The organism is Bacillus mesophilum (assembly GCF_008923265.1).
Classification (GTDB): Bacteria; Bacillota; Bacilli; order Bacillales; family Cytobacillaceae; genus Cytobacillus; species Cytobacillus mesophilum.
Genome location: NZ_WBOT01000008.1, coordinates 56,196 through 83,029, shown reverse-complemented (window position 1 = coordinate 83,029; position 26,834 = coordinate 56,196). Strand labels below are relative to the sequence as shown.

At 39.2% G+C, this 26,834-nt stretch carries 18 protein-coding genes and 4 pseudogenes; 9 read left to right on the top strand and 13 right to left on the bottom strand.

Annotation, left to right across the window (positions count from 1 at the left end; all coding sequences use genetic code 11):
- Positions 1 to 106 precede the first annotated feature (106 nt).
- Positions 107 to 1,159, top strand: a complete 1,053-nt coding sequence (locus tag F7732_RS19380) for an ABC transporter substrate-binding protein (RefSeq protein ID WP_151575713.1) — start codon at positions 107 to 109, stop codon at positions 1,157 to 1,159.
- A 96-nt stretch (positions 1,160 to 1,255) separates the two neighbouring features.
- Here the strand turns inward: F7732_RS19380 and F7732_RS19375 are convergent, their stop codons facing one another.
- Positions 1,256 to 2,041, bottom strand: a complete 786-nt coding sequence (locus F7732_RS19375) for an SDR family oxidoreductase (protein ID WP_151575712.1) — start codon at positions 2,039 to 2,041, stop codon at positions 1,256 to 1,258.
- 85 nt (positions 2,042 to 2,126) lie between these two features.
- Complete coding sequence (locus tag F7732_RS19370) at positions 2,127 to 2,864, bottom strand: SDR family NAD(P)-dependent oxidoreductase (protein ID WP_151575711.1); 738 nt, start codon at positions 2,862 to 2,864, stop codon at positions 2,127 to 2,129.
- A 185-nt stretch (positions 2,865 to 3,049) separates the two neighbouring features.
- Here F7732_RS19370 and F7732_RS19365 point away from each other — a divergent pair, with 185 nt between their 5' ends.
- The gene (locus F7732_RS19365) at positions 3,050 to 3,664 is read left to right on the top strand and encodes a TetR/AcrR family transcriptional regulator (protein WP_151575710.1); all 615 of its coding nucleotides are present in this window, start codon (positions 3,050 to 3,052) and stop codon (positions 3,662 to 3,664) included.
- A 254-nt stretch (positions 3,665 to 3,918) separates the two neighbouring features.
- Here the strand turns inward: F7732_RS19365 and F7732_RS19360 are convergent, their stop codons facing one another.
- A complete protein-coding gene (locus tag F7732_RS19360) occupies positions 3,919 to 4,689 on the bottom strand; it encodes an SDR family NAD(P)-dependent oxidoreductase (RefSeq protein ID WP_151575709.1) in 771 nt (256 codons plus the stop codon).
- A gap of 167 nt (positions 4,690 to 4,856) precedes the next feature.
- Between F7732_RS19360 and F7732_RS19355 the strand changes: the two genes are divergently transcribed.
- From F7732_RS19355 to F7732_RS19340, 4 genes are all read left to right on the top strand, one after another.
- Positions 4,857 to 5,444: a TetR/AcrR family transcriptional regulator gene (locus F7732_RS19355; protein WP_151575708.1), complete on the top strand. Its 588-nt coding sequence runs from the start codon at positions 4,857 to 4,859 to the stop codon at positions 5,442 to 5,444.
- Positions 5,445 to 5,563: 119 nt separating this feature from the next.
- A complete protein-coding gene (locus F7732_RS19350) occupies positions 5,564 to 6,526 on the top strand; it encodes a TRM11 family SAM-dependent methyltransferase (protein ID WP_151575707.1) in 963 nt (320 codons plus the stop codon).
- 273 nt (positions 6,527 to 6,799) lie between these two features.
- Entirely contained in the window at positions 6,800 to 8,245 is a 1,446-nt protein-coding gene (locus F7732_RS19345) for a DEAD/DEAH box helicase (protein WP_151575706.1), read from the top strand.
- Between the two features lie 271 nt (positions 8,246 to 8,516).
- Complete coding sequence (locus F7732_RS19340) at positions 8,517 to 9,077, top strand: hypothetical protein (RefSeq protein WP_151575705.1); 561 nt, start codon at positions 8,517 to 8,519, stop codon at positions 9,075 to 9,077.
- A 23-nt stretch (positions 9,078 to 9,100) separates the two neighbouring features.
- Here F7732_RS19340 and F7732_RS19335 read toward each other — a convergent pair.
- The 4 genes and pseudogenes from F7732_RS19335 to F7732_RS23510 form a co-directional block, all read right to left on the bottom strand.
- A pseudogene (locus F7732_RS19335) lies at positions 9,101 to 10,090 on the bottom strand (PQQ-dependent sugar dehydrogenase family protein); the annotation flags it as partial.
- A 104-nt stretch (positions 10,091 to 10,194) separates the two neighbouring features.
- A complete protein-coding gene (locus tag F7732_RS19330; RefSeq protein WP_151575704.1) occupies positions 10,195 to 11,211 on the bottom strand; it encodes a 2,3-butanediol dehydrogenase in 1,017 nt (338 codons plus the stop codon).
- Positions 11,212 to 11,589: 378 nt separating this feature from the next.
- Positions 11,590 to 11,907, bottom strand: a pseudogene (locus F7732_RS23515) (methyl-accepting chemotaxis protein); the annotation flags it as partial.
- Positions 11,908 to 12,428: 521 nt separating this feature from the next.
- A pseudogene (locus tag F7732_RS23510) lies at positions 12,429 to 12,752 on the bottom strand (methyl-accepting chemotaxis protein); the annotation flags it as partial.
- 733 nt (positions 12,753 to 13,485) lie between these two features.
- Between F7732_RS23510 and F7732_RS23505 the strand changes: the two are divergent.
- Positions 13,486 to 13,613: pseudogene (locus F7732_RS23505) on the top strand (NAD(P)-dependent alcohol dehydrogenase); the annotation flags it as partial.
- A gap of 191 nt (positions 13,614 to 13,804) precedes the next feature.
- On the opposite strand, the gene F7732_RS19310 reads toward F7732_RS23505, so the two are convergent.
- The 3 genes from F7732_RS19310 to F7732_RS19300 all read right to left on the bottom strand — a co-directional run bounded on the left by F7732_RS19310 (position 13,805) and on the right by F7732_RS19300 (position 17,885).
- Positions 13,805 to 15,193, bottom strand: coding sequence for a sucrose-6-phosphate hydrolase (locus F7732_RS19310; protein ID WP_151575701.1), 1,389 nt, complete (start codon positions 15,191 to 15,193; stop codon positions 13,805 to 13,807).
- 141 nt (positions 15,194 to 15,334) lie between these two features.
- Positions 15,335 to 16,744, bottom strand: a complete 1,410-nt coding sequence (locus tag F7732_RS19305) for a sucrose-specific PTS transporter subunit IIBC (protein ID WP_151575700.1) — start codon at positions 16,742 to 16,744, stop codon at positions 15,335 to 15,337.
- Positions 16,745 to 16,895: 151 nt separating this feature from the next.
- Positions 16,896 to 17,885, bottom strand: a complete 990-nt coding sequence (locus F7732_RS19300) for a LacI family DNA-binding transcriptional regulator (RefSeq protein ID WP_151575699.1) — start codon at positions 17,883 to 17,885, stop codon at positions 16,896 to 16,898.
- A gap of 180 nt (positions 17,886 to 18,065) precedes the next feature.
- Between F7732_RS19300 and F7732_RS19295 the strand changes: the two genes are divergently transcribed.
- Complete coding sequence (locus tag F7732_RS19295; protein WP_151575698.1) at positions 18,066 to 18,551, top strand: YusW family protein; 486 nt, start codon at positions 18,066 to 18,068, stop codon at positions 18,549 to 18,551.
- Between the two features lie 133 nt (positions 18,552 to 18,684).
- Here F7732_RS19295 and F7732_RS19290 read toward each other — a convergent pair whose 3' ends face one another.
- Positions 18,685 to 24,234, bottom strand: a complete 5,550-nt coding sequence (locus F7732_RS19290) for a pullulanase (protein WP_151575697.1) — start codon at positions 24,232 to 24,234, stop codon at positions 18,685 to 18,687.
- 440 nt (positions 24,235 to 24,674) lie between these two features.
- Between F7732_RS19290 and F7732_RS19285 the strand changes: the two genes are divergently transcribed.
- Positions 24,675 to 25,046, top strand: a complete 372-nt coding sequence (locus F7732_RS19285) for a VOC family protein (RefSeq protein WP_240056696.1) — start codon at positions 24,675 to 24,677, stop codon at positions 25,044 to 25,046.
- A gap of 84 nt (positions 25,047 to 25,130) precedes the next feature.
- Here F7732_RS19285 and F7732_RS19280 read toward each other — a convergent pair whose 3' ends face one another.
- Both F7732_RS19280 and F7732_RS19275 read right to left on the bottom strand, forming a co-directional pair.
- Entirely contained in the window at positions 25,131 to 25,736 is a 606-nt protein-coding gene (locus tag F7732_RS19280) for a response regulator transcription factor (protein ID WP_151575695.1), read from the bottom strand.
- Positions 25,733 to 26,653 carry a sensor histidine kinase gene (locus F7732_RS19275; RefSeq protein WP_151575694.1) on the bottom strand — a complete coding sequence of 307 codons (921 nt, stop codon included), beginning with the start codon at positions 26,651 to 26,653 and terminating at the stop codon, positions 25,733 to 25,735. Before F7732_RS19275 ends, F7732_RS19280 begins: the two co-directional genes overlap by 4 nt.
- Between the last annotated feature and the right edge of the window lie 181 nt (positions 26,654 to 26,834).

Genomic DNA, 26,834 nt, shown 5'->3' with positions numbered 1-26,834 from the left:
CAAAAGAAAAGATTGTCAAAACGAATATCTTCCTCTATACTAATCGAGAAAGATTATCATTGTCAATTAGCCTTTCAAACTATAAAACTCAAAAGGTGGAGGAAATATGAAAAAATTCTCATGGTTAGTGTTTGCATTCGTTTTATTCCTGTTAGTTGGCTGCTCAAATTCGGAACAGGCAAATTCAGCTGACAGCTCAAACACAGAAGAAGAGACAAATACAGAAGAAACAGCTGCATCCGATTCAAACGAAACACAGTACCCGCTTACAATTGATAACTATTTAACAACCGATGGCGTTACATATGAAACACATTCTCAAACATTTGAGGAAGCACCAAGTAAAGTAGTAGCCAATACACAAGGAATGGCTGAAATTTTAGTTCATTTAGGATTAACAGACAAAATTGTTGGGGTTTCTGCACTATATGGAGAAACAGATCCTGAAATTGCTGAAGACTTTGCAAAAATTCCTGTCATTTCAGAAGGATATGCCGGCAAGGAACTTGTTGTCGGCGCAGATCCTGACCTTGTAATGGGACGGGCAGGACTATTCCAGGATGCCGAATGGGGTGTTGGTTCAATCACCGGCTTAAATGAACTAGGCATCAATACTTTTGTACAGCATGCAAGTCTAACGGGTGGAACACTTGATAGTTTATATAAGGATATTGAAGATATCGGTCAGATTTTTAACGTTCAAGATGCTGCTGCAGATTATATCAATGAACTAAAAGAAAAACAGAGTGCCATTGAAGAAAAAGCCAGTGAAAAGCCATTAACATATGCATATGTATTCGATGGCGGTGAAGGCAAGATTTCCCCTGATCCAGGCGGAGACTATACATTTATTGCTGACATTCTTGACAACTTGAATCTAACAAATGCATTAGCTGATAGTGAAGGAACAGTGAGTGTGGAACAATTAGTTGAGATTAATCCAGATATGTTGATTCTTTCTCATTATGCAGGCGGTCCTGATACGCAAGCTACAATTGACAGCTTCTATAACGATGAAGCCCTGCAAAGCATTAATGCCATTAAAAACAAAGCGATTATGGTGATCGACTTCAACCAATTCTTTGGATATGGTCCGACTATTTTAGACGGAGCTTCTAAGCTGGCAGATGATGTTGCAGCTAATGAGAATTTGAAATAATAATTTCAAGAGATTCTCCTGCTTTCTCTAAAAAAAAGCTTAATTGATATTATAAAGAAAAGTCCTGCTCTCTTTTGGGGAGCAGGACTTTTCAATTTAATATTTATAAGATTGTCCGCCATCAATAGGAATAACCGTTGCATTAATGAAGTTAGCTTGATCGGATAGCAGGAATGCCACTAAATAGCCCACTTCTTCAGGTTTACCGAATCGTTTCATTGGGTTCGGCTGAACAAATTGCTTCCCTACTTCTTCCCAATTAACAGGATCCATTTGCTTTAATGATCCTTCAACCATTGGTGTCATGATTGCTCCAGGAGCAATCGCTTTGACGGTAACTCCATACTGACCATATTCAATCCCTGAGTTTTTAGTTAAACCCACCACGCCATGCTTACTCGCCGCATATCCAGATTGGTTTCCAACCCCTCGAATACCGCCAACCGAAGCCGTATTTACAATAGAACCAAAACCTTGTTCTTTCATCACTTTTAATACATGTTTCATGCCATAGAAGACACCGTTTAAGTTGATGCTTACTACTTTCTCGAATTCATCACTGCCATAATTCTCAGTCAGGTTCTGTTTTCCTTCTATGCCGGCATTATTGAAGAATCCATCAATTTTTCCAAACTTTTGAACGGTTTCATTCACAAAGTTTTCAACTGCTTTTTCATCTGCCACATCCGCAGTGATCAGGAGCATCTCTGCGTTTGGCACAACTTCTAATATCTTGCTTTTTGTTTCTTCTAATGAAGCTTCATTTAAATCAACAAGCGTAAGCTTTGCTCCTTCTTTTGCAATCTGCAATGCAGAAGAAAAGCCTAAGCCTGACCCTGCACCTGTAATAATAACTACTTTTTCATCAAAACGATTAAACATTCCCATTTCCTCCAGTCGCCATTATTTCTTGTACAGTGCTATATTGCACTTATTTTCATTGATCTAAACTTTATGATCTATATAACTATTGAGCAGTATAGCCGCCATCAATAATTAGGCTATTACCTGTCATATAGGAAGAATCATCAGAAGCCAAGAATAAGACGCCTTTTGCCATTTCCTCTGGTTTCCCAAGTCGCTTCATTGGTGTAGCTGCAGATAATGCCTGTTTGTTTTCTTCAGGAATAATCGGCGTATCAATGAACCCTGGGCATAGTGCGTTAACACGAATATTTTGCTCGGCATATTCAAGGGCAAGAGAACGCGTAAGATTAACCACTCCGCCTTTTGCTGCATTATAAGCAGCTGAACCAGGTGACCCAACCCATCCGTACATAGATGCTGTATTGACAATAGTACCGCCGCCAGTTTTCAGCATTTCACGGATTGATTCACGAGCTACCAAAAAGACACCATCCAAATCAACATTCACTGTATTTCGCCATTCTGAGTACTCTAAATCATGTGAAGGATGAACACGTCCGATTCCTGCATTGTTGAATACAATATCCACTCTGCCGAACGTATCCACGGTTTGTTTAAATACATTTGCAACTTCTTCTTCACTTGTTATATTTGCTTTTATAAAGAGAACATCATGGTTAAGCGCTTTCAATTCAACTTCAAAAGCTTTTCCCTTTTCCTCGTTTAAATCAACAAGAACAACTTTGGCTCCTTCTGAAATAAATAATTTAGCTGTTTCAGCACCAATACCAGATGCTCCCCCAGTTATGATCGCTACTTTATCTTGTAATTTCCCCATTTCTATTCCTCCCCATCCCTAGAATTCAAAATGACATCTAAGGTAAAATAATAAGTAATTACAGCTTTGCTGTTCACAATTTAATTGTACTCTTTTGTTCACAATTAACAATCATCAAGAAAACGCTATCTGTCTACTAGATCAACACTTATACTAAATCTGTCTATTCTGAAGGAGATTCTTTCATGAATAATGAAAAAACGCAACGGCTAAATCGTACAAAATCCCATTTAAAGCAGGCTTTGGCTCACCTTATAACAGAAAAGGGATATCACTCTGTTACTGTAAAAGATATTGTGGACTATGCTGCTTATAACCGCAGTACTTTTTATACTCATTACTCAGATAAGATTGAATTGGCTGAGGACTTACTTCTATCCATGATGAAAGAATTAGAAGCTTCTGTAAGCAAGTCATATGTATCTGGGCAAAAAATCTATACAACCAAGCTAAATCAGCCATCTTTTAATATTGTTCTTTATATCTATCATAACCGGATTTTTTTTTCCTTAATAAACTATGATGACACACTGCCAGGACTGCATACACGATTTCCTCAAACGATCCTAAAAATATATAACGAACAATTCGATTTTGAAACCATCAATAACACCCCTGTAAATATGGAATATTTTAAACGGTACACAGCATATGGGTTTTACGGACTTCTTCGAAATTGGATTTATAATGGCTTTAAAGAAACGCCTGAGAATTTTATTAAAGAAGTCATTGATCTTTCAAAAACACATATACACTCGGTTAAGTACATTGGTGACCAGAATACAAAACAGAAGATTTAGTTTTTGATAACAAAGAATAATGAAATATTACCTTTGAATTCATAAACGCTCTACTAATGAAGGCAGACACATGCCTAAAAATTTATGAAAGTAAACAAGCTAACTCTATTACTAGCTGCTAAAAGAAAAGCCTATTCAAAGATCACTGATCTTGAATAGGCTCTTTTATATTCTGGTCCCTTTTCTTAAAAGAAGAGTTACCTAAATAAATAGATATTTCTTTTAGCAAAATAGCATCACACGCAGTTGAATGATTATCTTGAAGTATATCCTGCATCTGCATGAATAGTCGTACCCGTTATATAAGAAGACAGGTCAGACGCCAGCCAAAGGCTAGCTTGTGCAATTTCACGAGATTGGCCAAAACGGTTTAATAGGCTTAACTGTGGTGCATATTCTTCTTCTGTAAATCCGAATTGCTGCAAGGCACCGCGCAGCATTGGTGTATCAATCGCACCAGGAGCTACAGAGTTTACACGGATATTGTATTGCCCGTTTTCAACCGCTGCTACTTTTGTCATTCCTACAACTCCATGTTTTGCAGCAACATATGCGATGTTATTAGGCTGCGGACGGAAACCACTTACGGATGAAATATTAATAATGGAACCACCGTGACCTTGTTTTTTCATTTGCTGCAGTTCATATTTTTGGCATAATGCTGCTCCTTTTAAGTCAACAGCTATCAGCCGATCCCAATAATCTTCGTCAAAAGAATCAGCTGGCTTATCATCAGGTGTTAATGCTGCATTGTTTACAGCTACATCTAATTTGCCAAATGTATCAACAGCGAACTGCACCATTGCTTTCACTTCTTCACTTTTGGAAACATCAACTTTTATAAACGCGGCTTCTCCGCCCGCTTTTGTAATTTCCTCTGTAACTTGGCGGCCTTTTTCTTCATTAAAATCTGCAATGATTACTTTTGCCTTGGCTTCTGCAAAAAGCTTAGCTGTTGCCTCACCCATTCCCATTGCAGCTCCTGTTATAATTGCAACTTTACCTTCTAAAACTGGAAATGTCATATGTAATGCCCCTTTCTCATCTTTATTCTCAATGTAAACAAAAGCGCTTCCATAAACAATCATCAGTATCCCTTTAAATGTACAATAGTAATCAAAAGTGCTTTTTTTGTTCATTAAAAATTGCATAATCTCTATAACTGATCAACAATAAACATGGGGTGGTTTTTTTGGAAACTTACATAGATAAACGCATACAGCGTTCTACACATGCTTTAAAGTCAGCGCTTTTAAAGCTATTAGTTCAAAAACCTTTTCACCATATTAAAATTTCTGATATTATCCGTGAAGCCAACTATAATCGCGGTACTTTTTACGCACATTTTAAATCAAAAGAGCAGCTTCTCCAATCGATCATTGATGATACGCTAAAAGATATGATTGAACATATACGGAGTCCATATAAAAACTTGGAAACAGTTCAGTTAGCAAAACTGAACAGCCAAGATATCACACTTTTTCAATATATAATCGATCATGTATCACTCTATAAAGTTCTTTTAAGCGAGCATATTCAGGTAGATTTTCGCCATCAAATGGCCTTGGCTATTGAACAGTTATTCATTGAAGAATATGAATATGCGGATGTTTCACCCACGATCAATACAAAATGGCTCTATATTTACCGTTCACATGGGATTGCAGGCTTGATTATTCGTTGGATTGAAGAAGGTTTCCAGACAGAGAAAGAAGAAATGGCACAGCAAGTAATTGAACTAATGTTAGTTTCTACCGATGTATTTCGAGTAAAGAGGTAATAATTTTTGAAACAATCCATAAAAGAAGGATTATCGACCTTTTTCGTTATCAAGCGAGTTTATAGGCTATAATAGATTTATAGCATTTGATTAGTGATCCAAGAAGGGCTAAAACAAACATGACAAATCTTAACTTGCAATCATCAGAATACCTATATGCCTATACACATGGCCGAGAAGAAAAATCGCTCTGTGCACTGGAGCAGCGATCCATTTTCGGAGAGGAATCAGACCACCTTATTCGCAGCACAAAAAACATAGACCCAAATAGAAGCCCTTTTATCAGAAGCAAACTTTCCATTTTTTTCTCAGGCCAAACGGTTCAAGAGATCTCTGAACAGGTTCCACAGCTCGAACTTGGCGGCCAAACCTTTAAGGTTATTTTTATGAAAATAAATGATCTTCCACGTGAAGATAAAATAGAATACGCAGAACGCCAGAATATTGAAAAAGAGATTGGCTGGAATATCAATGGAGATGCGAAAATGAAAAATCCTGATATCCTTTTCGGCATTGTACCGTTTAAGGGCCAGTGGTTTTTCGGCATTTTCGAGGAAAATGAGAATGTGTGGCTGCATCATGTTAAGAAGCCCCAAGAATACTCAACAGCCATAAGCGCCCGTCTCGCGAGAGCTGTTGTCAATATTGCTGTCCCAGATCCAGAAGGAGTCAGCGTAATCGATCCCTGCTGCGGAATTGGAACAGTCCTTGTCGAAGCACTCTCGATGGGCATTCCCATTGTTGGATCCGACCGCAATCCCTTAGCTGTAAAAGGGTCCAGAGAAAATATTGCTCATTTTCACTTTGACGGAACAGTGAAGATAAAAGACATTGCCGACGAAGAAGGTCATTATGATGTGGCCATCATTGATATGCCTTACAACCTTTATTGCCGAGCAACAGAGGAAGAACTGTTCACCATCATCAAGAACGCAAGAAGAATTGCAGATCGAGTTGTCATTCTCACAATTGAAGACATGGATGAGATGATTTTCAAAGCCGGTTTTACGATCGTTGACCGTTGTGTTGCCAATAAAGGGATTAAGGCGCTATTTTCACGGCAGGTTGTTGTCTGTGAATAGAGAAAAATAGAGATCTGCGGAAAAACCGTTATTTGCAAAGCGAGCAGTCCGATTTCTGCTCGTTTTTTACTTTCATAACATCAATGGATAGAACAGGGGAAAGAACGATACAGCAGCTAAGCCCTAAGCCACTGTCTTCGTCTTTTAGGCTTGTCAGCCGGCAATTCATGGTTTTGTCCTGCCTTTTTCAAGTATAATGATTCATATTCAGATTATATTGTGGCTTTAAGAGAATGATATAGATGACAATAATACAAAAAATGAGGTTAAAAAATGAGTAATAGCCGTTTTGCGGAGTATCAGCTGAGTGAAGAAATACAGAGAGCACTAACCGTTTTAAAATACGAAGATCCAACAGAAGTTCAAAGCAAAGTCATTCCATTAGCATTGGAAAATCAAGACCTTGTCGTAAAAGCCCAAACTGGAAGCGGAAAAACTGCCTCCTTTGGTATTCCTCTTTGCGAAATGGCTGAATGGGAAGAAAAGAAACCACAGGCCCTTATTCTTACTCCAACGAGGGAACTAGCCGTTCAAGTCCGCGAAGACATGACGAACATCGGAAGGTTTAAACGCATTAAAGCAGTAGCTGTATACGGAAAAGAACCTTTCTCAAAACAAAGGGATGAATTGAAGCAAAAAACACATGTGGTTGTTGGCACGCCTGGACGGATTCTGGATCATATTGACCGCGAAACTCTTGAAGTGGATCAAATAAAGTACCTCATTATCGATGAAGCTGATGAGATGCTGAATAGAGGTTTCATTGATGAAGTGGAAGACATCATTCAAGCGCTTCCTTCAAACCGGGTAACAATGGTGTTTTCTGCTACCTTGCCTGCAGATATTGAAAATCTTTGCCATCAATATATGAATAATCCTGCTCATATTGAAATTGAATCAAATGGGGTAACAGCCGATACAATTGAACATGGTTTAATTGAAGTAACTGAAGAAGAAAAAATCTCACTTCTTAAGAACATCACGATTGCAGAAAACCCAGACAGCTGCCTCATATTCTGCCGTACAAAAGAACATGTAGATATGCTATTCAGCGAACTTGATCAAGCCGGATATCCTTGTGAGAAGCTTCATGGCGGACTTGAACAAGAAGACCGTTTTGCTGTTATGGAAGGCTTTAAAATGGGGAACTTCCGCTACCTTGTAGCCACCGACGTAGCAGCAAGAGGCATTGATATTGATAACGTGAACCTTGTCATCAACTATGATGTTCCAATGGAAAAAGAGAGCTATGTGCACCGAACAGGAAGAACAGGCCGTGCTGGCAATAAGGGAAAAGCCATTACGTTTGCAACACCTTATGAAGAAAAATTTATCAAAGCCATTGAAAGATACATCGGCTTTGAGATCCCTGTTATAGAAACTCCGAGTGAAGAGGAAATCGCTGACGGGAAAGCGGCTTTCGAAGAAAAACTTAGCGGCCGTCGGGTTGTAAGAAACAATAAAACAGCCCGAATCAACCAAGATATTATGAAGCTTCATTTCAACGGCGGCAAAAAGAAGAAAATCCGCGCTGTTGACTTTGTTGGAACCATTGCAAAAATCCCTGGAGTAACCGCAGAAGATATCGGCATTATCACCATCCACGATCAAATGTCGTATGTTGATATTCTGAACGGAAAGGGCTCACTCGTACTACAAGCGATGGAGAATTCGACGGTTAAAGGGAAGAAATTGAGAGTAAGTAAGGCAATTAAATAGAGATTTTCTTAATCCCTGCTTGAATTAGGGCCAGACCCTTGATGCGTTAATGTTTTAATACATCAAAGGTCTGGCCCCCTACTTTATCTCTACATTAAGCGAGCAATCTTAATACTTTTTTACATAAATCCTCATATGCAAACTGCTGAAAGACCAATCGTCAATTTTTCTTTTATTGCTGTTTGCACGATAAACAAAATGGTCCACTTTTAATAGATGGTAAATATACTGTATCGTAGCATACAAAATCCATTTAGATTGAGGTGGAATGGTGTATTTTTTTAAGCCTATTTCTGATGAGATCCGTCTGTCTCAACAAAAATTCTATAAACGCAAAAAAACGACGAGGATTATTTTAACATCTATTTTCAGCTGTATTGCCGCCACTCTCCAGGCCGCCGGCGGTTTTTTACCAGGTATAGGTTACTTTATAAGTCCACTTGCCACTGCACCGATTTTGTTATGTTCCATGTTTTCCATTCCATTTGGAGTAATGTCCTATTTTCTGACCATTATGCTGTTATTCGTCCTGCAGCCAACTGAATTAATCGTGTTTCCATTTACAACCGGATTGCTGGGACTTGGCATAGGGGCATCTTTTCATTTTTTCAGAAGAAGAATAAAAATTATTCTTACCGGCGGATTGCTTTTAATGTCAGGAATTATAAGTCTTCTATTTATTTTGCGTTTCCCTGTTTTAGGTCCAGCGGTCCCTGATTCTTTTTCTTTTCTTTTAACTGGATGTATCTTTTTATTTGCTTCTCTTTATAGCTGGTTGTGGGTGGAAATAGCCTTAATTATATTTAAGAGATTAAAAAGAATTATTATATAGCTTTTTTGCTCAATTAAGCCCATTTATGGAACGATTTCAAAAACAGTTCCCTGGTTAAAATCAGCTACTTTCATTGAACCATAAACCCCTAAATATAATTTGGTCTGATTCAGATTCGTTCCCAAACTAACATAATAGGCGGATTGAGACCCAAAGTCATAATTGGTTTGAATCACACTAAAATCATTTTGTTTACCATCTGGTCTCACGCTGGTATGAGCTAAAACACCTCTCCCTTGAGGCTGAGATCCTTTCCGGGCAATATCAATAAAAACTACGTTTCCTGTTAACCCCTGGATTTCATTTCCCAAATATGGCTGAACTCCTGTAAGCGCAGTTCCTCCAAACTTATTGGGTCTGGCATCTTGATGAAAATAGCTAGTTAAAGGCTGAAGACGGCTCCCCGAAAGGGCAACTGCTTCATTGTAATACGCAATAGTTTTCTTATCCAAATCGGGAGAATTAGTACATTCACTTATGGTTGAAGTAGGAAAAGCACCTTCCCACCCCCGCCAGCCAAAGTTAATAAATCCTTCTTGATCAAGATCATAATTCATGAAAGACGCTTGTGTGAGCTGTGTAACCGGTATGGGTTTATAAAAAGCGAATGAAAAAATTGACTCGGCCAAATCCTGTCCAACATTTCCTGCATATTTGATATACTGCTGATTAATCCTTTGAAATGAAACTCCTGATATATTTCGGACCCCTTTTGCCATTACCGATAGCATATCCTGAATAGCTGAAGGAAGTTCATTAAATCGAGTGACGATGGGCGGGTTATTGATGTATGTGTTCTTACTTACATCAATTTCAATAATCTTACCGGCTATCTCCATATTGTCCTGACTTAAATTAAATGGATCATAGCCTGACCCGCCATCTCCATTTGTAAAAACAAGTTTTCCTGTCTCAGGTGAAAAGTTTAAACTATTGACACCATTATGATTTGAAAATGGTCTTCTTAAGTTAAGTAATGTCCTTCGTTTTTGCGGTTGACCACTTGTTTGTAAACCCGGACGGACCTTGATACGTTAATGCTTTATTACATCAGAGGAGTCCCTATACTCACTCTACTCACAAAAAAGCAGCAGATAGAATCTGCCGCTTTCTTTGATTAGCTCGGACGAACTAAAATCTTACATTCTTTTTTATCATTGATCAGTTTTTCAAACCCATCTTCCACAATATTATCTAAATTTATAATACTTGTGATGACTGGCTCAACATTCAATGATCCCTTCGATAACAAATCGATTGCTTGTGGGAAAATATTATTATAACCAAGAGAAGAATTGATTTTTTTCTCTCCGATTACTTGAGTTGTTGGATGATATTTAATTGGATTGGCGAACACACTAACAATCATTAACTCACCGTTCGGTTTGATGACATCAAGTGATTGGTTAAAAGTAGCTTCTACACCCGCCACATCAAAGGAAACATCCACTCCCCCATTGGTATGTTCTTTAATAACTTGAACAGCATCCTCTTCGAGTGAATTAATGACGACATCTGCACCCATTTTTAATGCTAGTTCTCTGCGTTCTTCACTTACTTCCGCCACAAAAATCTTACTGGCTCCTGCTGCTCTTAAGCTTTCAGATAAGAGAAGTCCAATTGGCCCTGCTCCAAAAAGAGCTACTCGGTCGCCAATTTTAAACTTACTTTTTCGTATTGCCTGCAATACAACGGCAAGAGGCTCTACTAGCGCCGCATATTCATAGCTTAGTGACTCAGGCAGCAAAAATACATTTGATTCTTTAACGACAACATATTCAGCGAAGCCGCCATTTTCGTGAATACCATATGATTTCATATCAGGGCAAATATTATAATTACCTGTTCTGCATGTTTCACATTCGCCACATCCCCAAATCGGTTCAATAGCAACTCGATCGCCAGCTTTAAATTTCGTTACATTCTTGGCGACTTCCACAATTTCGCCTGTGAATTCGTGGCCTAAAATCATTTTGTTTTCTGTTACAAAGCTTTTATGCAGATATTCGTGTAAATCGGTACCACATATGCCAGCAAATTTAACTTTTACCTTTACCGTTCCTTGCGTAACTTCTGGTGCATTGATTTCCTCAATTTTCACATCTTTCGAACCGTAATATACTAAAGATTTCATATTATATCCTCCAATTCTCTGTAAATAGTGGTTATTTGAAATATAGATGAATAACCTGCAGCTGCTCATTATATTTACTAGTTCTATTGGTCCCTACACAATTCTTTTTACATTTTAAAAAAGTAAATACCTTATTTACTATATATAACTAACTTTTATATTACAATTTCCCTGCTCTTCTCTATACAAAATCATTTTATCAAGAAAATTTGCGTTTTCTTATTACAAGAACGGAAGAACTATGGATAATATATGATAAATATCTTACGATTTTTTTCTAACTTGTACCTAGTATGGCCAGCATTTGACTATTTGCACCTAAAAATTTTCGCCAGGAGAAAACCCTATTGGAAACCTGATCTATATATTAAAGCTTGTTTAATTCGTGATATTTTTGATGTATTGCCCGATATCATTGCTTTGCTCATTAAGATTTTGTATATCTTCCATAAACTCAACCATTACCTGTGATTGCTCTGCTGAGGCAATGGATACTTCATCAATACTCACTTTCAAATTTTCCATATTTGTCCGTATTTCTTGAAGGAATTGAGCGATTGTACCTACTGCATCCTTCGTCCCGACCGAAAGCTTGCGTATTTCATCTGCCACAACTCCAAATCCTCTTCCTGCTTCGCCGGACCGGGCCGCTTCTATAGCCGCATTTAAGCCAAGCAGGTTCGTCTGTGCAGAAATATCTTCAATTAGTTGAACGACCTTACTGATATCCTGGGTGTTCGCATTTGCATATGCTGCTTGATCATTTATATCCGTGCTCGTAGCAGAAAGTTCCTCAGCTTGGGCTGCAACTTGCTCCACCTTTCCTTGCAGACTGCTGACAATTGAGCGCAATTCATCCAGATCTTTATCGAGCAGTTCTTCATCTTTCAATGTTTTAGTAATTTGAAAAACACCAACGATCTCACCGTCTTCATCCTGGATAGGGTTGGCAGAGTAGTGCATACCGATGCCATAGCGTTCTTTTGGAATATGTAATTGTACTTTTTGCCCTTCTAGTGCATGCCGTAAGAGTTCATTATCCTGAGTAAATGCTAGGTCACCAACTTTAACACTATAATCCAAATCTTTTGATTGAGAAGAAAAGATAAAATGTTCTCTGTCTGTAACCACAACGGCACAATTTTCACCAAGATTCTTCTTGATTTCAGGTGCTAGTTTTACAAATGCTTGCAGTGTTAAATTCATATATAAATCTCCTATTCCTGGTTCGTTACTTGCTTCATTTTTTCAATGATTTGTTTGCTTTTTTCATCTAAAGCCTGTATATCCTGCATGAATTGAACCATAGTGACCGACTGCTCATCCGATGAAGCTGAAACTTCATTAATGCTAACTGTCAGGTTTTCAATACTGGAACTGATTTCAGTTAAGGATTGATCAATTGTCTTCACTGCATCCTTTGTATTATTCGATAGTTTTCTAATTTCATCAGCCACGACACCAAAGCCTCTTCCTGCTTCGCCAGAACGTGCTGCTTCGATAGCTGCATTTAATCCTAGGAGATTCGTCTGCGTAGAAATCCGTTCTATTAATTGAACGACTTCCCCAATTTGTTTTGAATTTTTGTTTGCACTTTGCGCCTGTATGTTAATGTCACTGCTAGTTGCGGACAGTTCTTCTGACTGTGCGGCTACATGCTGTACCTTTCCTTGTAATGCATCGATAACATCATTTAGTCTGCTAAGCTCCTTATCTAACTTCTCCTGATGCTCCAATGTTCGAGTTAAAGATAATAAGCCAACGATTTCATTTGTTTCTAAGTCATGAATCGGCGTAATGGAAGTTACAGCTGCTGCACCAAAAATGGTGGGATCCATTGTTTTGGAAATAAAATGTTCTCCTTTAATTGCGCGCAAATAGGCATCATATTCATCCAGTCTTGATACACCTACTTCTACATTAATATTCAAAATTGTGGATGGAGAATAGTAAACAAATTTTTCTGTATCCAAGACACCCATTGCAGCTGTCGGTCCTAGTGTATCTTTAATAATCGGGGCAATATTGACTACTGCCTGAATTGTAGAATTCATAAAACGAGCTCCTTCGTATTAATTTTTCTTTATATCGGTAAAAAGAACTAGATGTGAAGCTATTACAAATAAGTCTGATTTTTTACATTTTAATTTTTGTTTTCTTATGAAAAAAGAGTAATTGAAACAGCCTGATAAATACTAAAAATTTAGAGGAAGCAATAAAATTCACCCTAGATTACTCCACTAATCAATCCAAAAATCCCAGCTGAAAAGCTAATTGTTCATTCCAAAACTGATCGAATACTATAAAATGGACCATTCCCATTTGACAAGTTAGTGCAGTTCTACAATTTAGAAAAATTTAATCAGGCATTTGCTGATTCAGGAATTGGAAGCACAATTTAGTCTATTTTGTAAATGTAATAGATTTTAAAGATAGTGTATATAAACAAAGTCATTAAATAAATCCAGCCTAAAATACCCCTTAACTTAAGAATCAAGGGGGTTTTAGGCTTTATTAATATTCAAATAGATTATATCGCTTCTTATGCAATAGTGCCCAAATGCTTGCCGTTCATCTGCCATATTTCTTCCGCTTAGCCAAGATCCCACTTAATCAAAGTAAATTCTGCTTCTCCTTCAAAGCTAACTATCACATTTTCGGAATCTGGAAAATACCGCGCAGTAAATACCTCTTCACCATCATTGATAAAGATTTCCAAGGAGGAATGGTCCATAAATATGTGCAGCTTAGAAACAGAAGCTAGTTTGCAGGTCCTTGATTCTGCCTCACCTGTCTTTAAATTTCTCCTTTTTAACGTAAGTTTAGCAGTATCATAACTTAAGGATGCTTCATTTCGAAATGTAATTTTAAATGGACCATTTTTTTTGAAGTCTAAAATTAATTCTGCTGAAACAGCTTCAAATTCATTATTTTTCACCAAAGCTTGATCTTTTCGAAGCTTTTTCAATTCTTCCACTGGTTTTTGAAAAACTTTCCCGCCTTGAAGTTCCAATTCTCTTGGAATGGTCAGGGCATGAACCCAGCCATTCTCAACCGTTGGCTGATGTGCTTCCATCTCATCGGTAATCCCCATCCAGGCGTATAAAATAGTTCTCCCATTTTCATCTGTAAAGGTTTGCGGTGCATAAAAGTCAAAGCCGCGGTCAAGTTCAGTAAATGACCCATGCTGATACCTCAATGGCTCATAATCCAGCTCCCCGATAAAATAACCAGATTGGAATAAATTCTGATAAAAATCACCGTCTGGATTAAGTCCCTGAGGCGAAACCAATAAGACATCTTTACCATTTAAATGAATCAGATCCGGGCATTCCCACATATATCCAAATTCCTTTAGGCCATTCATATCCGATCCGGCAATCGTCCCCGCTTCCTCCCAATGAAACAAGTCATTAGAATGAAACAAGGCTACTATCCCTTTTTCATCCAAGGTCTGTGCGCCAACAACCATATACCAGTGGTCACCTTTCTTCCAAACCTTCGGATCGCGAAAATGGGGTGTATACTGTTCGGGAAGCTTTAGCACAGGACCAAGCTTTTTAAAATAAATCCCATTTTCAGACACTGCAATGCATTGATAGGTTTCCCTGGTTCCATCATCTCTCTTCACATTTCCTGTATAAAAGAGGTACAGTTTTCCATCCTCTTCTACCGCACTGCCAGAGTAACAGCCGTTTTGGTCATACCACTCATCTGGAGCCAAGGCAATTGGCTCCTCCCGCCAATAAACCATATCTTCCGATGTATAATGACCCCAAAATTTTGCTCCATGGGCCGTTTCAAACGGATTCCATTGGTAGAAAACATGATATACACCTTTAAATTGGATTAACCCATTCGGATCATTCAGCAGTCCTACCGGCGGCATAAGATGATAGTTCAGCCGGTAAGGATCATTTTTAACCATATTTCTATATTTCTTTACTTCCTTGTAAGCTTTTTGAATAAGGATTTCTGTCATTCCAGAACCTCCTCTAAAGGAATGGTAATTTTCGCAAATTGTTGTATTTAAAAAGTAGTTTCATAGTGCGATTTCCACTCCAGGGTACTCGCTTTCCAGCGGGGCGGTTGCTGACCCTCCAGGCCTGCTGCAGTCAAAGCATTACTCAGGCTTGCCTATTTTCTCTTGTTCTTTATCAGAGAAGCCGAACATCCATGTCAAAACAAACGCAACAGCAACGGCAACAACGTTTACTAAAATATATTGCAGAACCTGGCCATCTAAATAAAGCAGTATGCCAGGAAGTGCGGTAACTGCCATACCCGTTGCCTTTATCCCTAATATTGAAGCTAAAAATCCACTTGCGGCTCCGCCAATCAGTGCCATAATAAATGGTTTCCCATAACGAAGGTTTACCCCGAAAACAGCTGGCTCTGTGATTCCCAAAAACGCTGATAATGAAGATGGCAAAGCCAGTGCCTTTAACTTTGCAGATTTCGTCTTTAATCCAACTGCCAAAGCGGCTCCGCCCTGTGCAGCTACTGCACCAGTTACAATAGCGTTATATGGATTGTTATTAAACTCAGCAAGCAGCTGAATTTCCAGCATATTGAACACATGGTGGACACCTGTGATAACAATCAGCTGATTCAATCCGCCGATTAATAGGCCGGCCAACCCAAATGGCCACGATAGGACATTTGTGGCTACATCTAAAATTCCTTGTTCAACTGCATGGAAAATAGGTCCGATCACTAATAGGGAAAGGGCAATCATTACAAGCAGCGTAAGAAACGGCGTAAGAATTAGATCCAATGATTCAGGTGTTCGTTTTCTTATCGCTCTTTCAAGCTTTGCACCAATGAGACCTGCGATAAATGCCGGAATGACAGATCCTTGGTAACCAACGACTGGAATAATGTCAAAGAAACGCAGTGCTTCCACATTGCCTCCTGCAACATCATAGGCATTTGGCAGGGAAGGGGATACTAGCATCAGACCAAGAACCAAACCAATAATCGGAGTTCCTCCAAATACTCTAAACGTTGACCAGGCAACAAGTGCTGGCAGGAAAGCAAATGCTGTATCTGTTAAAACCTGTGTAAATAGCAAGAAGTTCTCTGATATATCTTCCGGCTGCATGCCAAAGAGGTCTAATATTTGTTCCTGCATGACCAAGCCGCGGACACCCATAAATAATCCTGTTGCCACTAATACAGGAATAATGGGTACAAAGACATCTCCAAAAGTACGGATCGCCCGTTGAAATTTCGAACCGCTTTTTACGGCTTCTTTTTTCTGTTCGGAGGCAGACTTCGTATCGAGCCCCAAACCTGTTATCTCTTCATAAATTCTATTAACTGTACCTGTACCAAAAATAATCTGATATTGGCCGGAATTATAGAACGCTCCTTTTACTTTACTGATTTGTTCTACCTGTTCCTGATTGACTTTTTCTTTATCATTGACCATGATTCTTAGTCTTGTTGCACAATGGGCTACTGATTGAATATTACCCTTGCCGCCAACAGCCTCAATTACATCTTGTGCAATTTTGCGATTCTCCGACATCTTAATCACCCCTGTTTTTTGGATGGAATCGATTCCATATAACTAAAAATACAACAACTATTTAGAAAATTCAACTTTATGGTATCGATTCCATGTTTTAAAAAAATAAAGTGTAATCCAAATCCTTAAAATGAAATCGATTACACCGTCATTATATACTTGAACGTTCAATAAGTCTATATTTTACTTTTCTATTTTTTTCATAAGAATTTCTTCCATTTATTTGTTCTAATAATAAATCGGCTGCTTCGCGCCCAACTTCCTCTATTGAGAAGTCAATTGTTGTTAAAGACGGAGAAACAAATCTGGACAGCTCAGACGCACCCATACCTGCTACTGCGATATCATCTGGTATGGATAAACCAGCTTCTTTAATATACTGCATAGCTCCAATAGCAAGCCGATCTGTTACAGCGAGTACAGCATCAGGCTTTTGCTTAGAATTTTTCATTATTTCACTCATAGAATAATAGCCAGAATCAACATCAAAGATTCCCTTTTGAACCCAGCAGTCTTCGATTGGCAAGTTATTTTCTTTTATTGCATCCAAGTAACCAGCTTTCCTTAAATAGCCTACGGAACGGTCCTCTTCGTCCACACCAATAAATGCAATATGCTTGTACCCTTTTTTTATCATGAGATTAACCAAATCTTTAGATGCCTGATAATCATCAAAAAGCACATTGGAAATTTCCGAGACCTGCTGTCCAACTGTAACAAATGGACTTTTCAGCCCATTAATCTCCTCAATCAATGCCTGATTAATAATCGTCGCAGACAATATAATTCCATCCACATGCCTGCTTTTTAAAAGCCTCAAATACTCTATCTCCTTTTCAGGAACAAGATTGGTATTGGTTAAAAGGATCTGATAGCCCTTTTTTGCAAACACCTCATCCAATCCTTTTACAAGACGGCTCGATGTTTCAGTGCTGATTTTAGGAAGAATAACACCGATCACTTTCGTTTTTTTCGTCCGCAAAGATTTAGCATTTTCACTGGGAATATAACCTGTTTCCTCAATTACCTTTAATACTCTCTTCTTAACATCGTCACTAACGTAACCATTATTATTGAGAACTCTTGAAACGGTTGTGCGCGAAACACTTGCCCTTTCAGCTATTTCTTTAATCGTTATCATGAATAGACCTCCCGGGCACCTAATAATCATCTATTTTGTTATAAGTATTTTAACAAAAATATGTGGAGATTAAAATTTTTTCCTGTGCTTGACATGCAGAAGGGGATATTGGCTTAGATGTTTATCCTGCATTTAATTCGGTAATAATGAAAACAACGAAAATTAAGGAGTGATATCCTAGTGAAAAGAAGTATACTATGGGTTGGCATTACACTGATTTTATCAATCGTACTGGTTGCTTGTGGTGATAATGACGAAGTAGAGAATCCTCCTCAAAACGCGGCAGAGGATGAACAGCAGCAAACAGAAGAAAATAATGCAACGAACGATAACAATGATACTACTACTGGATACAATTTTACACATTTTGATCTTGATGCGGATTATCAAGACATGAATGATGCTGTTGAAGTTGACTATGAAAATGAAACAAATGACCAAATGGAAGCATCTTATCGAGATCAATCACAAGATATCGATTTAAATGGTGACGCAGCGATGGAAGAACTAGACAGTATATTTTCCTCTTTTAACTTTGATGAAAATACACCAGATGAAGAAGTTTTAACTACAGTAAGTGAGGCATTCAGCATACCTGAAGACGCGCAAAATATTGAGTTAGAGATTCAATTTAGCGGCGGTACTGAGAAGGAATATCGCAGGTAGATTCAAAAAAGGCTTGGAGTTCAACCCTTTTTCTATTGGGGAAAACAGAGCAGAAAAACCCGAACTATTAGCAAGGCTAATAATTCGGGTTTTTCTTTATCTGATTATTTTTGACTCGCCTTTTCTAGCTGTGTTAACGTTTTTTCCCCTTCCCAGGTTTCTTCTCCTTGCCTACTTTCACAATCACCGCTGTTAAAGCATCAATTGTAATGCTGTCTTTAGACAATTCAAAACCAGATGGGTCTTTCACCTCTTTAATTCCTGCTTCATCACTGTCAACTATTACTTTACCGCTGCTTAGGTCATAGTCATCAAGCGTAAGTGTCCGTTCTTGATCGTCCGCATTAATGAATACATAATACGATTCCTTCTCGGACACTTTGGCGCGGTAACCAATAATTAGATCCTGCTCCTGTATTTCTGGGGCATCGATAAGAGTTACGTTATTGTTTACTTCATCTCTTGTGCCCAAAGTAAAGGCATCCGTGGAGCGGCGCAGTTCAATAAGTCCCTCTGTATAGTTCTTTGTCTCTGTTTGAACAGGATACTTTTTCGTATTTGTTGCCTTTTCCCAATCAAACTTATTGACAGCATCACTTGAATCATAGGAATCATGGATGAAATATGGGTATTCAAATGGATTGCCGTCTTTATCCGTCATAAACGTTGATTTGTATGGCGGATTTTCTACAGGATTCTTGAAATCCTCGTGCCGGAATTGCTTTGTTCGGCCATATTCCTGACCAGAATGCAGGAAGGCTGTTCCCTGTGATGTCAGCACCAGGGTATTTCCAAGCCTTATGCGCTTATGAATTTCTTCTTCATGGTCTTTTGGATCTTTTTTAATCGACTGTGCGATTACGTCATGAAGAGTTAAATTATCATGTGCAGCAATATAAGTTAGAACATCACCAGGGTCATCTGCCAGAAAATTATGCGGATTGGCAGTCACGTTATCGAAAATCTGCTGAATATTCCTTGGTCCGCCCGTTAAAAAGCGAGGTTCCCCTTCTGAACCGAAACCAGATTTCAGCTCATTTCTAATTTCATCGGAGAATGACGCAACGCTATCTGTATGCTGCATCCAATCCTGATCTGCCGGCATCACATCTCCGCCAGTTTCATCGCCCTCGTATGTTCTCCATCCTTCTCCAACCATAATGATGTTTGGATTCAGTTCTTTTGCTTTGTCATAGGCGATTTGGATGGTCTCGGCATCATGGTCTCCCATCATGTCGAAGCGGAATCCATCCACTTTAAATTCATCCACCCAATACGTGATCGAGTCAACAAGGACTTTTCTGGCCATTTCATGTGTCGTGCCTAAACGCCCGCCGCCAAAACTCTCTCTTGGCGTCCCATCTGCATCCATAAAGTGATAGTAATTCGGTTCAAGATTTTCAAAGATTTCTACCTTTGCTGTATGGTTGTACACGACATCAAGGACGACGCCCATATCACGCTTATGGATTTCCTTAATTAAGGTTTTAAATTCCTTTATCCTCTTCTCGGCGTCATCCGGATTCTCAGAATACATGCCAGTTAATGAAAAATAACTATGCGGATCATAACCCCAGTTATAATTGTTGTCACTGGATGTATACTCTAGAAGTCTTTTACGATCATATTCATTTACATTGTAAAAGTTCATGACCGGAAGCAGCTGAATATGTGTAACGCCTAAATCGTCCAAATAATCCAGCTTCTCAATGAATGCAGAAAACGTTCCATAGTCGGATTTCAAATCATCTTTAATACTCGGATCTGATGTAAAGTCACGGATATGCGCCTCATAAATAATGGCATCTTCCCGTTCTTCAAATCCGTCAATATCTGCATAACGGAGTTTCGGGCCAATTTTCGATGGATCTACAATTGCTGCTTTTCCAACTGGAAATTCACTTGCTTCTTCCACATTCCATGCTGCCATTGATTTTGCATACGGATCGAGGGCGAGCACTTTTTCTCTATCCCGATCGATTTCATAATGATAATAATATCCCTTAAGGTTAGAAACACCCGTATTGCGTTTGTTTAGCGTAACCTCCCAGACTCCATGATTACCTTTCTTCATCGGAACAGGCTTGCCAACCACTTTGTCTTGATTCTTTTTATCGTATAAAATAACCGAGACCTGATCCGCACTTGGCGACCAAACCTTTAACGTCGCAGATTTATTTTTGTTTAATGTTGCTCCGAGATCATCGCCATCATAGCTAAATAGCTTATCGGTAAGCTTATAGCTCTTATTCACCTGTACAGAGCGATTCATAAAAGCAGCACTGTATGGCGCAAGTTCCACATCAAAAGAACCCTTCAAATGAACAGTCTTGCCATCTTCATTCTTTACAGCTGAGCTTATTTTCACTGCATTTCCATCTTTGTCTTTCAGCTCAATATTTTCGAGGAGTTCCTGCTCTGTGAAATCTGCTGTTGATGAAATTGTCAGTTCAATCTTGTCTAATGCAACCAGCTCGCCATACTCAATTCCTTGTTCAAACTGATAATAGGGATTGGTATAGACAGTGTTGTCTCCCTCTCTAATGAAAATTTGGTTATGCTCTTCAAATTTTGAGAAAACCATATCGCCAGTCTGACTGCCTCCATTTTGTCTTTCTACTAATAGGAAGCCCATTTCTTCAGCATTTTCAGCGAGGTTTACATCTACATATGCACCATATTTCCCCGCTCGCTCATTGGAAAATGCCTGAGCACCCATAGGCCAGTTCGTACTTGGCTCCGCTACATCGCCCCATGACCATAATCCCCAAGGTTCATAGGCACCGCTCTCACTATAATAATGAATCCGCAGTGTATTTGGATCAAGGTCAGCTGGTTCATATAGCGAAACGTTTCCATCCTCAGATAGCCAAATTTCATTCATTTCAGGTGATAGAATATCGACCGAAATATCCCCTGTTATATTGGCCCCATTGGAATGATTGACAAGCATCTCGACTGTCTCGGCAGCTTCCGTCAGCTTGATATCCACATAGGCACCGTAGTCGGTTAGAGGGTTATCCGTGAACGCCGTTGCTCCATTTGGCCAGCTTCCATTTTGTTCCGAAGGCTTTTCCACATCTCCCCAGAACCATAGTCCTAATCCTGTAAAATCATTGTCTGATCGTTCATAATGAACCCTTAGTGTATCCTCAGGAATCTCTGCTTCCTCTTGCTTTTCTTTCTCGATGATTGCACCATTTTCTGCAGTCAGCAGGACAGTTCCGCCTTCAGCCATGGATGGAAGTTTAATCGTAATCTGATCACCATCCGCTTTATATTCGCTGTCCGAATAATGGTCCGTCACCACAGTGTCAGCTGAGTCGACAGCTAGAGTTACTTCTTTTACACCGTTTGAGACATTCAAGCCTACATAAACAGATTCATCCTTGTGCTTGCGTTCAACCAGCAGAAATTGCTCTGCATCTGACCCTGCAATAGCAGATCGTGTACCGCGGGAAAGTGTCTCAGAGAATTCCTCTCGGAAATTAAGCACCTTTTCATAATGATTTAAAATGGCATTATCTTTGGTCCGTTCCCAGTCCATGTTGTACCGATTATCCTGGATTGGGTAGTTATTCGCTCCGCTTAAGCCAAGTTCCTCGCCATAATAGATCACTGGCTGTCCCTTTGCTGTCAGCTGCAGTGAGGCTGCTGCCTTTAACTTTCCTTCATCATTGCCGAGGGAATATAAGAAACCATCTTCATCATGACTGCCAAGGAATTGCCCGAGCGTTGCTGTATTAGAGAGACTGCTATTTCTGCTCTCAAGGAGCTCATTCGCATGTTCGATATTGCCATTAACAAAATCTCTGGCAATTTCTTTAAACTGAAAATCAAGCAATGAATCCATTTCACCTGTCTCCAGGAAATCAAAATCTTCATACTGATTGGCTCCCCAAGCTTCGCCAATCATCTTGAAAGAAGGATCTGCATTTGTCATGGCATTTTTAAATGCTTTCCATGTGGTATGTTCAGCATGCTTAACCGTATCCACTCGGAAATAAGAGATAGCATTGCCATTTTCCGTCCGCGATTTTTCGATCCAGTCTTTTTGCCACTGTATGACCTGGTCACGAACCTCTGGATCTTCTGTGATAAAATCTGGAAGACCTGCAAGTTCACCAGTAACCTCATCACTGCCTACATTACTTCCCTGTCTTACCAAAGAACTGTACATAGATCGTTCTTCATCCGTCGGGTATCCTGGAGGCTGTTCAGCTTCAGGAAGTTCACCATCAACCTCTTTCAAGCCGTACCCAGCATGATTAAGGACCACATCGACCATTATTTTCATATCGCGGGCTGCTGCTTCATCAATCAGCTCATGTAGGTCTTCGATATCCCCAAAGTGCGGATTTAAATTTTCGAAATCACTTCCCCAATATCCATGGTATCCGTAAAAAGGCTGATCAGGAAAAGCATCCTGGGTATTATGACGGACATCATATTTGATATTTTCTACAATAGGGCTGATCCAAATCGTATTGACTCCAAGGTTGTCGAGATAATTCAGCTTCTCGGTAATCCCCTTTAAATCTCCACCCTGATAGGTACCCGGCTTACTTTTATCGTAATTTAAATTATAGGGATCATTATTCGTTGTATCTCCATCAAAAAATCTGTCTGTTAAAAGAAAGTAAATAACCGCTTCGTCCCAGTCAAAGTCTTCTCCTTCAGCAAGTTCACGCGTTTTTACTTCAACTGTCGCTGTCCCGTTATGTTCATTGCCGAATTCATCAACGATCGTGAGCGGAATTTCTTTTACCCCAGCAGGCACATCTTCTTTGACTGCGATCGTCCCTTCATTTAATTCAGGATCAATTGCTAATTTTTCTGGTCCGCCGAGTGCTGACGCATCAGCAAAAATTTCCCGTATTCCCGCACCGCTCTCGTTTTCGATATTCAGAGAAAGAACGGCATTTTCGTTATAATGAATGCTATTCGGAGTTACGGTCCCAGATACAGCCATCTCCACTTTCAGATTCTTAATGACAGACTCCTCATTATACGGATCGGTGACTTCTACCGTCTGACCGTCCTTCGTTACAAGGAATGAATAAGGATAGGTTCCTTCTGGAAAATCCTCATATACATATTCATAGCGTTCATTTGCTTCATCATAGACCATCTCAAACGTATCATTTGCAACCTTTAATTCTACTTTTTCCAGGCTATCCATCTCGTCATTCTCATACAAATCGGAATCACGATAATAGAATGCTGCAGCCCCGTTATTAATCTGTGCTTGTGGAATTTCAGGGACGATATGAACATCTTCATTCCCCTGCTGTACAGTTGCTTTGGTGACTGATTCCTGCTGATTGATCTGGATGAAACGATCAATCTGCTGATTATTCGGCTCACGGTCACTCCAATCTTGTTTTCGAATGATAAAGCCTATTTCCTTTGTAGTCGGAGCTACCTCAATAAAAGCAGTAGCCGCACCGTTTTCAAATTTCGTAAAATCAATATTATCGTCCTTCACTCCCGTATTCCAAACCCAAACATCCCAGCCCTCATAATTCCCATCTTCGCGTTCATACGTCAGACGAACCGTACGGTTATCGCTACTCGATTCTGCATGTACCTCCTGATTTGGAACAAACGGCAAAGTAACACTTAGCTGCATCATGAAAATCAAGATTAATACAGTAAACCGCCTGCCTAAACTTTTTTGCATAAAGTTCTTCTCTCCCTTCCTATTTGAGTAGTTTCAACTGTATAACTAATAACAGTGGAAACGTTTGCATAAATAGGTAAAGTAAAATAAGTGAATGGCTTTCTCATGAAGTTTCATATTTGCGCAAACGCTTTCATTCAGTATCACATAGCGAAATACTATTAATCAATATGAATTAATGCGTATTTTAGGCTTATTTGGATAGATCAATAGGCTTATTTTTTGAATAATTGAAATCTAGCAATTTTTTAAAGTGATTTGTATATCACTATGCCTAAGAACCCTATTATTCACCTGTTTAAAAATGGTAAAATATAGATACAAGACTTCTTAAAGGTTGGACATACTTGATTATTTATGAAGCGGCAGTTTGAATTTATACCTGACAGACATGGCTGCTGAAGAACATGAAGAATATTAAAAAGCATATTGAAAGGGGAATGAATATGATCCAAAAAGTCGGACAAATTGGTATACCTGTTAAAGATTTAGATAGAGCTATAGATTTTTATAAACAGAAACTTGGCCTATCTCTTTTATTTAACACGGATAATATGGCGTTTTTTGAAAGCAATGGTTTGAGACTTTTGCTATCACTTCCAGAGAAAGAAGAATTTGCTCATGCGAGTTCAGTTATTTATTTTCAAGTGAGTGATATTAGAGATTCTTATGAGCGATTAGTAGCGGAAGATGTACGGTTTATTGATGAACCTCATATGGTGGCTAAGATGGGAGAAACCGAGACTTGGATGGTGTTTTTTGAGGATGGTGAGGGGAATAGGCATGCGTTGATGAGTGAGGTGGAGATTTAATATAGTTTGAAAGAGACCGTTATGTGTTAACGGTCTCTGATAGTTTTAATTCATCATAAATAAAGGAGGTTTTTAAACTACAATTTATATCCAGCCCTTTTCATTTGCCTTTTGTACAGCCTGCTGCCTTGTTTCAACTTCAAGTTTTTGAATGGATAAAGATAAATAGTTGCGAATTGTGCCTTTAGTCAGGAATAACCTTTTACTAATTTCATTCGTCGTATAGCCATGCTTCACGAGCTTAAGTACATTGATTTCCCGGTCATTCAGAGGATTTTTCTCATTCATAAATAAAGTAGCGGCAAGATCCTGACTGATTACCCTTTCACCTTGCATAATTTTGCGTATTGCACCAATTACATATTGGATAGGTTCGTCTTTCAGAAGATATGCTTCAATATTCAAATCCATTGCTTCCTGCAAATAACCGGCTCTCGCAAAGGTTGTCATAATCATAATTTTGCAAGGATAATTGTGATGGCGTATTCTCGCAGCTACTTCCAACCCGGACAAATGCGGCATTTCAATATCCAAAATGCATACATCCGGCTTTTCCTTTTCAATTAAAGCCCATGCTTCTGCTCCATCTGCTGCTTCACCCACAATATGTAAATCATCCTCAAGCTCCATAATGGATATTAAGGCACCTCTCAGCAGTTGCTGATCCTCAGCGATACTAAGTCTAATCATTTCACGCCCTCCCGAATCGGATCCAATGGTATAGTCAGAAGCACCTTTGTTCCTTCCTGATCATACGTCACTTCGGCATTTCCCTTTAATGACCTCATCCGTTCCTTCATTGTAAACAGTCCATTGCCATGCTGCTTTTCGGATAAACCGATTCCGTTATCGATAATAGCTGCTACTACCCGGTCTTCATTCTGATATAGATGTATGCTGCAATCATTAGCATGACTGTGCTTTACAACATTCGTTACTCCTTCTCGGATACTGTAGGCAAGCATCGTTTCCTGCACACTAGACAGCAGAATATTGGTAAGCTGATAATCAATCTGCACACGGATACCGGCATTCTTAATCAACTGCTCACAATGCTTAAGCTCTTCCTGCAAAGATAAAAAATTTATTTCCGATATAATTTCACGCACCTGCTTATGTGCTGTTCGGACTGTTAGAACCATATCATCAAGTTCCTTATGAATCCTGTGATTGTCGTTTGGCACCAGCCTGGAAACGAGCTCTGTTTTTACCTTTATGACCGTCAGCGTATGCCCTAAAGTATCATGCAAATCGCGGGCAATCCGCTGACGTTCCTGCTGCATCGCAATGTAAACCGACGCTTCATCAACCTCACGCTGAAGCAGCTTGGATTTTTCAATATAATAGCGTAACCACGGTAACAGCAGGATAAAAAGCATAACAGCCAGTACAATTGATTGCGCATTTGAAAACAGTATCTCCTGATAGCGCCAAACGAGGCTCGCTAGGAGGATAAAATTTACGCACGTAGCAATCCATAAAATATGCCGGTTGACAGCACGCCCGACAAAATCTGCAAAGGCAAACTGAAAGAAAATCCACTGTGGACCGCTTAAATAAGCCAAATATGCTGTCATAACAAAACCAAGCACAACAGCAGGAAGCAACAGACCATCCTGATACCATAGTGCCGTGTAATAGACGCCTATATAAATGACGATTAATACAACCTTAAAAATAAGTGACGGAATCTGCTCTGAGACGACAACCGCATAGCTAAATAGCAGGACGGTCAGTACATCAATAATTAAATAATATCTTGCCTGACTTTTAGGATACCATTCCAGT